The organism is Streptomyces sp. NPDC088097, assembly GCF_044741845.1.
Classification (GTDB): domain Bacteria; phylum Actinomycetota; class Actinomycetes; order Streptomycetales; family Streptomycetaceae; genus Streptomyces.
The window spans coordinates 1-11,779 of record NZ_JBIUTJ010000013.1 but is presented as its reverse complement, the minus strand read 5'-3'; the positions used below and the strand labels follow the sequence as shown (position 1 = coordinate 11,779).

The 11,779-nt window shown below is 70.4% G+C and carries 10 protein-coding genes; 8 read left to right on the top strand and 2 right to left on the bottom strand.

From position 1 onward, the window contains the following. Window positions 1–100: 100 nt before the first annotated feature. Window positions 101–289 carry a hypothetical protein gene (locus tag ACIOD1_RS27720; RefSeq protein ID WP_365623233.1) on the bottom strand — a complete coding sequence of 63 codons (189 nt, stop codon included), beginning with the start codon at window positions 287–289 and terminating at the stop codon, window positions 101–103. A gap of 579 nt (window positions 290–868) precedes the next feature. Between ACIOD1_RS27720 and ACIOD1_RS27715 the strand changes: the two genes are divergently transcribed. From ACIOD1_RS27715 to ACIOD1_RS27680, 8 genes are all read left to right on the top strand, one after another. Continuing rightward, the gene (locus tag ACIOD1_RS27715) at window positions 869–4,756 is read left to right on the top strand and encodes a nitrate- and nitrite sensing domain-containing protein (protein WP_401905273.1); all 3,888 of its coding nucleotides are present in this window, start codon (window positions 869–871) and stop codon (window positions 4,754–4,756) included. A gap of 9 nt (window positions 4,757–4,765) precedes the next feature. After that, entirely contained in the window at window positions 4,766–5,179 is a 414-nt protein-coding gene (locus ACIOD1_RS27710) for a roadblock/LC7 domain-containing protein (protein WP_008739864.1), read from the top strand. Window positions 5,180–5,327: 148 nt separating this feature from the next. Further along, complete coding sequence (locus tag ACIOD1_RS27705; protein ID WP_007266775.1) at window positions 5,328–5,720, top strand: DUF742 domain-containing protein; 393 nt, start codon at window positions 5,328–5,330, stop codon at window positions 5,718–5,720. Next, a complete protein-coding gene (locus ACIOD1_RS27700; RefSeq protein ID WP_365623237.1) occupies window positions 5,701–6,285 on the top strand; it encodes an ATP/GTP-binding protein in 585 nt (194 codons plus the stop codon). Before ACIOD1_RS27705 ends, ACIOD1_RS27700 begins: the two co-directional genes overlap by 20 nt. Window positions 6,286–6,577: 292 nt before the next feature. Continuing rightward, complete coding sequence (locus tag ACIOD1_RS27695) at window positions 6,578–9,799, top strand: nitrate- and nitrite sensing domain-containing protein (RefSeq protein ID WP_365623239.1); 3,222 nt, start codon at window positions 6,578–6,580, stop codon at window positions 9,797–9,799. Window positions 9,800–9,809: 10 nt separating this feature from the next. Further along, entirely contained in the window at window positions 9,810–10,223 is a 414-nt protein-coding gene (locus ACIOD1_RS27690; protein ID WP_267717653.1) for a roadblock/LC7 domain-containing protein, read from the top strand. Window positions 10,224–10,316: 93 nt separating this feature from the next. Then, window positions 10,317–10,871 (top strand): DUF742 domain-containing protein, encoded by a 555-nt coding sequence (locus ACIOD1_RS27685; protein WP_365623242.1) that lies wholly within the window; start codon window positions 10,317–10,319, stop codon window positions 10,869–10,871. Continuing rightward, window positions 10,852–11,436, top strand: a complete 585-nt coding sequence (locus ACIOD1_RS27680; RefSeq protein WP_136214583.1) for an ATP/GTP-binding protein — start codon at window positions 10,852–10,854, stop codon at window positions 11,434–11,436. The genes ACIOD1_RS27685 and ACIOD1_RS27680 overlap by 20 nt, the downstream gene beginning before the upstream one ends. Window positions 11,437–11,585: 149 nt before the next feature. Here the strand turns inward: ACIOD1_RS27680 and ACIOD1_RS27675 are convergent, their stop codons facing one another. Then, window positions 11,586–11,762 carry an acyl-CoA carboxylase subunit epsilon gene (locus ACIOD1_RS27675; RefSeq protein ID WP_401905440.1) on the bottom strand — a complete coding sequence of 59 codons (177 nt, stop codon included), beginning with the start codon at window positions 11,760–11,762 and terminating at the stop codon, window positions 11,586–11,588. Window positions 11,763–11,779: the final 17 nt, after the last annotated feature.

The following is an 11,779-nucleotide window of genomic DNA, read 5'->3' as shown; positions in this document are numbered from 1 at the left end:
GGCCGGCCGACGGCCGGAGTCTGTGGACTCCAGGCTAACGCGACGGACGGTGACGCTCCGCGTTCTTCTACGCGGCGGCTCCGGCCGGGGGCGTTCGGGGCTACGGAACGGGAACGGCCACCGGGGCGTCCATGAGGATGGTGCGGCGCGGGTTCGCGGTCTGACCCGGAAGGTCGACGGAGTGCTCCGGAGTGGCCGGGGCCGCCTGCAGCTCCTCGGCGTCCTTGAGGTGCGCCAGGGTGGTGCGACGGGGGTTGGCTATGTTGCGGAACATCATCGTCGTCTTCATCGGAGTCTCGGGCCCTCGGCTCGCTCGTGGGGTGGGGGTCGTCGGATGCGCCGGCCGTGGCGCCGACCCTTCAAAAGGCAAGGCTAAACATCTGAATCCCCGGCCCGGTCGGGAAGTAATGGCCACGGCTGTGTGAGTTTGCTCACCAAGGGCCCGACATTGCGGTCATAACGGTCAGTCAATTACCCCCGACCAAACGGACATTGCGCCACTGAATGCGGCATTCCGCTCCTGATCATCAGGACTGGGACACCTTGCCAGACGCAAGCTTTGGTTGGCGTAAGTCCGATTCCTCCCGATAGCGCCTCCACGTCGCGTAGCCCGTCCGTCACGACCCGTGACCGGCTCGCCGGGCCGACACGCGCACCTTGTTGGAGATCCCCCACTGTGCTGGAATTCGCGGGACCGCCGCGGGTATCAGCCGGCGCGCAGGTGGCGCGACACAGCGCCGAGCGCGGCGGCAAGGAGAGGGAGACGCGCCGGTCACCGACGACCACCATGGGGCCGTCAGTGCCCCACGACTCGACACCGTCCCACCGCTCACCCGGGGGGACGCCTGGTCCAGAGGTTGCGACGCTAGTGCAGGGACGATTCAAGAGGGATGGCAAGGGGTCTCCCCAGGCCCGCCAGGGCCGTGGGGACGCTGCGGCGGAGCAGGAGCCGCGCGGCGGGACCGACCGTGGCGCCTCGCCCCAGCACGCCCAGAACCGCGGGCCGGCTGTCGAAGGAGCGGGACCCGACACCTCCGCGGCCGGCAAGGCCGTGAAGGGGCGCGGGAAGGGCGGCAAGCCCGCCCGGGCCAAGGGCAAGGGCGAAACGCCCGAACCGCCCGGCGGAGCGATACCCAAGGCCCCCAGTGGGTCCGGTTCCCGTCTCGCCCTGCAGAACTGGCGCATCAGCACGCGACTCGTGTCGCTGCTGACCCTTCCGGTCGTCGCCGCCACCACGCTCGGTGGCTTCCGCATCAACGACTCGCTCAACGACATCGCGCAGCTGGAGCACATGCAGCTGCTGACGACGATGACCCGGCAGGCCACCAACCTGGCCGCCATGCTCCAGGAGGAGCGGGACAAGTCGGCGGGCCCCCTCTCGGCCGCCGATCAGAAGGCGTCTCCCAAGCCGAACACCCTCGTCCAGGGCGTCCGCGACCAGACCGACGGCGCCGCGAAGGCCTTCGGCGCCGCGGCCGACAAGGTCGACAGCACGCAGGACACGGACGACACCCTCAAGTCGATCCGCAACAACACCCTGCAGATCGCCCGCCAGCTGACGGGCATCGACGACATCCGCAAGAACGCGTACCGCAACGGCGCCCAGCAGACCGTCACCGAGTACAACGCGCTGATCGTCTCGCTGCTCTCGCTCTCCCAGGACATGGCGCAGGCCACCTCCAGCCCCGAGATGATCAAGCGCACGCGCGCCCTGGCGGCGTTCTCGTCCGCCAAGGAGTACGCGTCCATCCAGCGCGCGATCATCGCGGCCTCGCTCTCCGACGGCAGCGGTCCGCAGGGCAAGCTCGGCGAGAACGACCGTCTCTACGGCCTCTCCGCGCTGCGCGGAGAGAGCCAGGCGAAGAAGACCTTCGAACTCGTCTACCAGGGCTCCTCCGACGACCTGCTCTCCTCGCTCGGCGACGGCAACCCCGAGATCGGCAAGGCGGACCACTTCACCCGCCGCGTCCTCAGCACCGAGGGGCAGTTCTCCAAGGAGCAGCAGTACCGCTCCTGGATGGACTGGTACGACGCCGACGACACCAAGCTCCAGGCCATGGAGGTCATCGAGCTGACCCTGCTCCAGGACATGGAGCAGAAGGCCCGCGAGCTGAAGAACTCCTCGCAGCAGGACGCCATCATCAACGGTGCGCTGATCCTGCTCGTCCTCGGTGTCTCGCTCGTCGGCGCCTTCGTCATGGCCCGCTCGATGATCCGCTCGCTGCGCCGCCTCCAGGACACCGCGACGCGCGTGGCCCAGGACCGTCTGCCCGAGCTCGTCAAGCAGCTCTCCGAGTCGGACCCGCAGGACGTGGACACCTCCGTGGAGTCCGTCGGTCTGCACACCCGCGACGAGATCGGCCAGGTGGCCGCGGCCTTCGACGACGTGCACCGCGAGGCCGTCCGTCTCGCCGCCGAGCAGGCCCTCCTCCGGGGCAACGTCAACGCGATGTTCACCAACCTCTCGCGCCGCTCCCAGGGCCTCATCCAGCGCCAGCTCTCGCTCATCTCCGAACTGGAGTCGCGCGAGGCCGACCCGGACCAGCTGTCCTCGCTCTTCAAGCTCGACCACCTCGCGACCCGCATGCGCCGTAACGGCGAGAACCTCCTCGTCCTCGCGGGCGAGGAGCCGGGCCGCCGGTGGACCCGCCCCGTCCCGCTCGTCGACGTGCTCCGTGCCGCGGCGTCCGAGGTGGAGCAGTACGAGCGCATCGAACTCTCGGCGGTGCCCGGCACCGACGTCGCCGGCCGCGTCGTCAACGACCTCGTGCACCTCCTCGCCGAGCTGCTGGAGAACGCCACCTCGTTCTCCTCCCCGCAGACCAAGGTCAAGGTCACCGGTCACGCGCTGCCCGACGGGCGCGTGCTCGTCGAGATCCACGACACCGGCATCGGCCTCTCCCCCGAGGACCTCGCCGCGATCAACGAGCGGCTCGCGTCGCCGCCGACCGTGGACGTCTCCGTCTCCCGTCGCATGGGCCTGTTCGTGGTCGGCCGCCTGTCCCTGCGACACGGCATCCGCATCCAGCTGCGCCCCTCCGACTCGGGTGGTACGACCGCCCTCGTCATGCTGCCGGTGGACGTCGCCCAGGGCGGCAAGAAGCCGGCTCCCATGCCGGGTCAGGGCGGCCCCGGTGCCCCCTCGGCCGGCGGCCAGGGCGGTCCCGGCGGCCAGGGCGCGATCCCCGGTGCGGCCCAGCGTCCCCCCGTGGGCGCCGGTCCGCAGCGCGGGCAGGTTGCCGGCGGGGCCCAGCGCCCCGCGCTGCCGGGCCGCGACAGCGGTCCGGGCCAGCAGGGTCCCGGTCAGCGTCCGCAGGGCGGTCCGGGCGCGCCCGGCGGCCAGGGCGCCTTCGGCGGCGGTGCTCCGCTGCCGACGCGCGGCCAGAGCGGCACGCTCGCCTCGGGCCTGAGCGCCGGTCCCGGCAACGGTCCGACCGGCCCGCAGGCCCGTCCCGCGGGCGGCCCGACGGGCTCCGGCCCGGGTGGGTTCCCCCAGCAGCAGGGCAACGGCTTCCCGCAGGGCAACGGCTTCGAGCGGCCCCAGCAGCCGCAGTCGCAGCAGTCCCAGCAGCCGCAGCAGTCCCAGCAGCAGCCGGGTCTCCAGCAGCAGCCCCAGCAACCTCAGCAGTCCCACGGATCACAGGGATCGGCCCAGGCTCCCGTCCAGCGCAAGCGGCCCCAGCTGCCCCCGCGCGGCGGCGCCGCACGGCCGGAGCTCCCGGGCGCGGGCACTTCGCCCACCGGGATCCCGCAGGCCACCAGCTGGGGTACCGGTCAGGCCGGCCCCGAGGTCCCGCGCGGCCACGACGAACTGTCGGGCCCCGGCTCCACGGCCGGTTTCCCCCGCCCGGACTTCAACGCCCCGCGCCCCCAGACCGGCGGGCACCCGGGCAACAGCACGACGGGCCAGTTCGAGCGTCCGGACGTACGGGGTTCCATGGACCCCTCCACCACCGGGCAGTTCGAGCGTCCGCAGCTGGGCGGTCCCCTGGACCCGGCTTCGACCGGCCAGTTCGCCCGCCCGGACCTCAACGCCCCCCGCGCGGGGGGCCCCGGTGTCGGCGGCTACGCCCCGCAGCCCCAGCAGCCGCAGCAGTACCAGCAGCCGCAGGCACCGCAGCAGCAGGGCGGCTACGCCCCGGCTCCGCTGCCCGCCACGCGCGCCGAGGCTCCGCAGCTGCCCCAGGCCCACCAGCCCGAGGCCCTGCCGGCGGTCCCGTCCTCGCAGACGGGCGAGTTCCGCAGCCCGATCTTCGACGACATGGAGTCGAACTGGTTCCGCGAGGAGGCCGAGCAGGCCCCCGCGCAGGGTCAGGGCGTACCCCACCAGCCCCACCAGCCGCAGCAGTCCGCCCCGCAACGGCCGGCGCCGCAGCAGGACCGTCTCCAGCAGCGGGGCCAGGAGTTCGCGGTCGAACCCGCCGCGGCGGTGACCGGCACCACTCCCACCGTCAGCTGGAAGTCGTCCCCGAACGACGAGCTGATGCGGCAGGCCGAGCGCGTGCGCCAGCCCGCCGCGGGCGGCATCACGACCTCGGGGCTGCCCCGTCGGGTCCCGCGGGCGAACCTCGTGGCCGGCACGGCGCAGCAGCAGGCCGAAGCGCAGGCGGGTCCGCAGGTCTCGCGTGCGCCGGACGACGTCCGCGGGCGTCTCACCAACCTCCGACGCGGTATCCAGCAGGGGCGTCAGGCCGGCACCACCGGCCCCGCGACCGGCAGTTACCACGTCGACCCCACTTACCAGCAGGAGCGATAGTTGAGTTCGATGAGCCAGGCGGCCCAGAACCTGAACTGGTTGATCACCAACTTCGTGGACAACACCCCCGGGGTGTCCCACACGGTGGTGGTCTCCGCCGACGGACTCCTTCTGGCGATGTCCGAAGGATTCCCCCGTGACCGCGCCGACCAGCTGGCGGCCGTCGCCTCCGGTCTGACCTCGTTGACCGCCGGGGCCTCCCGGATCTTCGAGGGCGGCGCCGTCAACCAGACCGTCGTGGAGATGGACCGCGGGTTCCTCTTCCTGATGTCCGTCTCCGACGGGTCCTCGCTGGCCGTACTCGCCCACCCCGAGTGCGACATCGGCCTCGTGGGCTACGAAATGGCCCTCCTCGTGGACCGCGCCGGCAGCGTCCTCACCCCGGACCTGCGCGCGGAGCTGCAGGGAAGCCTGCTCATCTGACTCCCACCCTCCCGGCCGGACGGTACTTCCGGCCGGGGGGCCGGGGCGCGTACCCGGAACCCCAGTACCCCCGCCAGGCCGTCATGTCCCCCCACCGGCCGCCCCGTCAGACGGCACGCTGACCACTGCTGTCCAGCCCGGAGGATCAATGACCCCGCCCCCCGCCTATCCCGACGCGTACGGAGACTCGTACTCGGAAGGCGACCAGCCTTTGGTACGTCCGTACGCGATGACCGGCGGCCGGACCCGACCCCGCTACCAGCTCGCCATAGAGGCACTGGTCAGCACCACGGCCGATCCGATGCACCTGTCCGGCCTGCTGCCGGAGCACCAGCGCATCTGCACGCTCTGCCGCGAGGTGAAGTCGGTCGCGGAGGTCTCCGCACTGTTGTCGATGCCGCTCGGTGTCGCCCGGATCCTCGTCGCCGACCTGGCGGAGGCCGGAATGGTGGCCATCCACCAGCCGGGCAATGGAGAGGCCGGCGGAACGCCGGATGTAACGCTGCTCGAGAGGGTTCTCAGTGGACTTCGCAAGCTCTGACGGCGGAGCGGCTCCTCGCTCCACCACCTCCGCGAAGATCGTGGTGGCGGGCGGCTTCGGCGTGGGCAAGACCACGTTCGTCGGCGCGGTCTCCGAGATCAACCCGCTGCGGACCGAGGCCGTCATGACGTCCGCGAGCGCGGGCATCGACGACCTCACGCACACCGGTGACAAGACGACCACGACGGTCGCCATGGACTTCGGCCGCATCACCCTGGACCAGGACCTGATCCTGTACCTCTTCGGTACGCCGGGTCAGGACCGCTTCTGGTTCATGTGGGACGACCTGGTCCGCGGCGCCATCGGCGCCATCGTGCTGGTCGACACGCGCCGTCTCGCGGACTGTTTCCCGGCCGTGGACTACTTCGAGAACAGTGGTCTGCCGTTCGTCGTGGCCCTCAACGGCTTCGAGGGGTACCAGCCCTACACGCCGGAGGAGGTCCGCGAGGCCCTCCAGATCGGACCGGACGCGCCGATCATCACCACCGACGCCCGCCACCGCGGGGACGCGAAGAGCGCGCTCATCACGCTCGTCGAGCACGCGCTGATGGCACGGCTCAAATAACACGGTTCCCGTGGCGATGTGGAGGGGCGGGCTGTGTCATCCGACACGGCCCGCCCCTGTCGTTCATAACGTTTCGACAGAGAATTGCCGCCAGTTGGACACAGCGTGCGTTCACCTGGTGTCACTGTGCGCACAACTGACCCCATTTTTGGCGCCCCTCGGTCCCTATGTCCGATTTATGTGGGGCATAAGGCTCTTGGAATGGCCGATTCCAACTGTTTGGAACACGGCCGTCAACCGTGCTGGAATTCAACGAACTAGCTAGTAGCACCGCCGAGAGGTTGTTGGTCGAGTGAGGCGAAGCAACTCCAGCCCCGCGGATGAACCCGCGCGCGGCAACTTCACCCCGCCGCCACGCGCGGCCATGTCGTCCGTCGACGTGCCCGTCGAACCCGCCGCGAACGGCGGCAGCACCAGCAAGCTCTCGCCCCGCAACTGGCGCGTGCCGACCCGTCTGAACGCCATCCTCCTGGTACCCGTCCTCGTCGGACTGGTCATGGGCGGCTTCCAGGTGAAGGGTTCGGTCGACAGCTGGAACGAGGCCAAGGACGCCGAGAAGACCGCCCGCATCGTCCAGGCGGCGGCCGAATACGGTCAGGCCCTCCTCAACGAGCGCGACCTGACGGCGGAGCCCCTCCTCCAGAACCAGCGCAACAGCGAGGCCGTCTCCAAGGCGTACGCGGCGACCGACGCGGCCAAGGCCAAGTTCGCCCAGGCCGCGAAGTCGCTGCCGCAGAAGCAGGGCCTCGAACGCCGCCTGGAGCTCTTCCGCCAGGAGGAGCCGAAGCTGGAGCAGGTCCGCAAGACGGCCTACGCGCTTCCCGAGACGGCGAAGAAGAACCTGCCGACGGCCGCGGGCCCCATCCCGACCGAAGAGGGGTACGTGCTGGTCCAGCACTACCTCATGCAGTTCTCCAACGAACTGGGTCTGGGCACCGGGAACGTCACCAGCTACGGCCGCATGGTCTACGCGGTCGAGCTGGCCAAGGCCGCCAACTCGCTCCAGCGCTCGGTCGGCACCCACCTCCTGGTGCGTCCGAACGAGGACGACAACGTCCGCAAGGCCCAGCTCGTCGCCTTCTCCTCCTACGCCTACCTCGAAGAGATAGCCATCGGCGAGTACGTCGCCGCCGGCACCGACGAGGACACCAACAGGCTCAAGGAGGTCATGGGCGCGAAGTCGACCGAGGGCGCCGCCAAGCTGGCCAAGGCCAAGGGCGACGCCGAGCAGGCGGGGACCCCGTTCAAGGCCCCGCCCGTGGTCAACGGCTCCGCGCTCACCGGCATGACCGAGGCGATAGCCGGCGGCGACAAGCCGTCCAAGCTCGCCCTGGGCGGCACCACCGCCACGGCCTGGCAGGCCGCGGCCACCGCCAAGTTCGACGGTTACGCCGAGATCGAGAAGGAACTCCTCGACAAGGCCGTCCAAGACGCCGTCGCGGTCTCCGACAAGTCCCGCGGCGACGCCATCCTGACCGGTGCCATCGTGGTCGTGGCCCTGCTGGCCGCCTTCATCCTGGCCGGCATGATGGCCCGCCAGATGGGCCGCGCCATGCGCCGCCTGCGCAGCTCGGCCTTCGACATCGCCGAGCAGCGCCTGCCCGCGCTCGTCGACCAGCTCTCGCGCACCGACCCGGGCAAGGTCGACACCCGCGTCCAGCCGATCCCGATCAACTCCCAGGACGAGATCGGCGAGGTCGCCCGCGCCTTCGACCAGGTCCACCGGGAAGCGGTACGGCTCGCCGCCGAACAGGCGCTCCTGCGAGGGAACGTCAACGCGATCTTCACGAACCTCTCCATGCGCAACCAGTCGCTGATCGAGGGCCAACTGAGCCTGATCACCGAACTGGAGAACAACGAGGCCGACCCGGACCAGCTGGAGAACCTCTTCCGCCTGGACCACCTGGCCACCCGTATGCGCCGCAACGGCGAGAACCTGCTCATCCTCGCGGGTGAGAACCCGGGTCGCCGCTGGGACCAGCCCGTCCCGCTCGTCGACGTGCTGCGGGCCGCCTCCTCCGAGGTGGAGCAGTACGAGCGCATCGAGCTGTCGGGCGTCTCCGAGGCCGAGATCCACGGCCAGGCCGTGACCGACCTCGTGCACCTGCTCGCCGAGCTGCTGGAGAACGCCACCACGTTCTCCTCCCCCCAGACCAAGGTCCGTGTCAACGCCACGCGTCTGCCCGACGGCCGCGTGATGATCGAGATCCACGACAAGGGAATCGGCCTCACCGCCGAGGACTTCGCGGACATCAACCACAAGCTGGCCAACCCGCCGACCGTGGACGCCGCGATCTCGCAGCGCATGGGTCTGTTCGTGGTCGGCCGGCTGGCGGACCGCCACAGCATCCGCGTCCAGCTGCGCCCCTCCGGCGAGGCGGCCGGTACGACCTCGCTGGTCATGCTCCCCGACGCCATCACCCACGGTGGCGGTGGCGAGGGCGTCCCGGACGACGACTTCACCGTCTCCCAGATGATCCCGCAGCAGCAGTCCCAGCTGGCCGCCCCGCTGCGGACCGCCGCCGAGCTCGGCTTCGACGACTCGCGCTACGACGCCCAGGGCGAGCAGGTCGGCCAGAACGCCGACGGCACCCCGCTCGACCCGGTCGTCCGCTCGCTGGGCCGCGAGGAGCGTCGGGCCGCGCTGGAAGCGCAGCTCACCTTCCCGCAGGAGCAGCAGCCCGGGCACCCCTCCCAGGAGTATCCGGAACCTCAGCCGGAGCACGGGTACCAGCCGTACCAGGGCTACGAGCAGCCGGCGGCTCCGGGGTACGAACCCCCGTACGAGCCCCAGCAGCAGCCGCAACTGCAGCCGCCGCAGCCGCAGGCCTACGAGCCGTTCCCGGACCAGGGCTACACCTATCCGGAGTCCGGCTACGAGAACGACGGCCGGCCCGCTCAGGCGTACGACGGCGGCTACCAGGAGCAGGCCCAGCAGGGTGCGTGGCCCGAGCAGAACACCTATTCGGCCCCCTACCAGCAGGACTACGGGACCGAATCGGAATCCAGGCCCGCTCCCGAACTCCCCCAGGAACGCGTAGGCTTCGACCGTCCGGGTGCCGCTGCAGACGCCGGTCACGAAATGACCGGAGCGGGTCTGCCCAAGCGTGGCAGCCAGCAGCAGTGGCAGCCGGCACAGCAGGAAGCGGAGTCCAGAGGATCCCTCTTCGAGCAGCGGTCGCCGCGTCAGCAGCAGCCCGCCGCGCCGAAGCAGGAGCCCGAGGAGACCGAGGGCGACGCCAGCTGGCGTTCGCGCAACGACGACCGCTGGCAGCAGGCCGGCAAGCTCCGTGAGCCGAAGGCGGGCGGGGTCACCCCGTCCGGTCTCCCTCGGCGGGTGCCCAAGGCCAACCTGGTCGAGGGCGCAGCGGAGACGACCCCGCAGGGCGGCCCCCAGGTCTCCCGCGCCCCGGAGGACGTCCGTGGCAGGTTGAGCAACTTGCGACGCGGTGTCCAGCAGGGACGCAACGCGGGTTCCGAGCAGTCAGGTAACAGCTATGACCAGGAGCGTTAGTGTGAGCCCGATGAGCCAGGCGGCACAGAACCTGAACTGGTTGATCACCAATTTCGTGGACAACACCCCCGGGGTGTCCCACACGGTGGTGGTCTCCGCCGACGGACTCCTTCTGGCGATGTCCGACGGGTTCCCGCGTGACCGCGCCGACCAGTTGTCGGCCGTCGCCTCGGGTCTGACCTCGTTGACCGCCGGGGCCTCCCGGATCTTCGAGGGCGGCGCCGTCAACCAGACCGTCGTGGAGATGGACCGCGGGTTCCTCTTCCTGATGTCCGTCTCCGACGGGTCCTCGCTCGCGGTGCTCGCGCACCCCGAGTGCGACATCGGCCTCGTGGGTTACGAGATGGCCCTCCTCGTGGACCGAGCGGGCAGTGTCCTCACTCCGGACCTGCGCGCGGAGCTGCAGGGAAGTCTGCTCAACTGACAGACAGGCAGTGTGTTTCGCGTCATCGCACCGTAGGGTGCGGTGGCGCGGTGCCACAGGGAGTACTGCGTTCTTGGAGTCGGAGGAGGAAACGTGACAACACCCGGAGGACATCCTTATGGCGGCCAGCAGCCGCAGGGTGGACACGACCAGAACCGCTTCAACTTCCCCTCCTCCCCCAGCCGGCCCGGGCCGGAGCACAACCCCTACCAGCAGCAGCCGTACGGACAGCCCCAGCCGCCCCAGCAGTCCCAGCGTCCTTCACAGCAGCCCTTGCGCGGTACGCACCCGCAGGCTCCGAAGGCGCACAACCCGCTGGTGCGTCCGTACGCGATGACCGGTGGCCGTACCCGGCCGCGCTACCAGCTCGCCATTGAGGCGCTGGTCAGTACCACGGCGGATCCCGCGCGTCTGCAAGGGCAGTTGCCCGAGCACCAGCGCATCTGCCGCCTGTGCCAAGAGATCAAATCCGTCGCGGAGATCTCGGCACTCCTCTCCATTCCTCTTGGTGTCGCCCGCATCCTCGTCGCCGACCTGGCGGAGGCGGGCCTTGTCGCCATTCATCAGCCCGGCGGCGACGAGTCTGCCGGCGGCCAGCCAGATGTGACACTGCTCGAAAGGGTGCTCAGTGGACTTCGCAAGCTCTAACGGCGGAGCGGCTCCTCGCTCCACCACCTCCGCGAAGATCGTGGTGGCGGGCGGCTTCGGCGTGGGCAAGACCACGTTCGTCGGCGCGGTCTCCGAGATCAACCCGCTGCGCACCGAAGCCGTCATGACCAGCGCTTCCGCCGGGATCGACGACCTCACCCACACCGGTGACAAGACGACCACCACGGTCGCCATGGACTTCGGCCGCATCACCCTGGACCAGGACCTGATCCTGTACCTCTTCGGTACCCCGGGTCAGGACCGCTTCTGGTTCATGTGGGACGACCTGGTCCGCGGCGCCATCGGCGCGGTGGTCCTCGTCGACACGCGGCGGCTCGCGGACTGCTTCCCCGCCGTGGACTACTTCGAGAACAGCGGTCTGCCGTTCGTGATCGCCCTCAACGGCTTCGACGGGCACCAGCCCTACACGCCGGAGGAAGTCCGCGAGGCCCTTCAGATCGGCCCGGACGCCCCGATCATCACCACCGACGCCCGCCACCGCGGGGACGCGAAGAGCGCGCTCATCACGCTCGTCGAGCACGCCCTCATGGCCCGCCTGCGCTGACGGCGGCGTCACCCCAGCACTTCCGAAGGCCCCCGTGTCACCGACGCGGGGGCCTTCGCCGTACGCACGCCCCCGGCGCCGGGGGCGACGACGGGTACGCGGAAGGCCCCGCACCCTTGACGGGTGCGGGGCCTTCGGTGCTGCTCTGCTCAGCCCTGCCAGCTGTGCGGGGCCTGGAAGCCGCGGCTGCGTTCCAGCCGGCGCCAGCCGGCCGTGGAGGGGGCGGTGGCGACGGCCTCGGGGGTGGTGGCGGCGCGGGCGAGGAGGATCGCGGTGATCGCGGCCAGTTCCTCGGGCTCGGCGTGGCCCTTCTCGACCTTCAGCAGGGTGCCGTTGGCGTTGC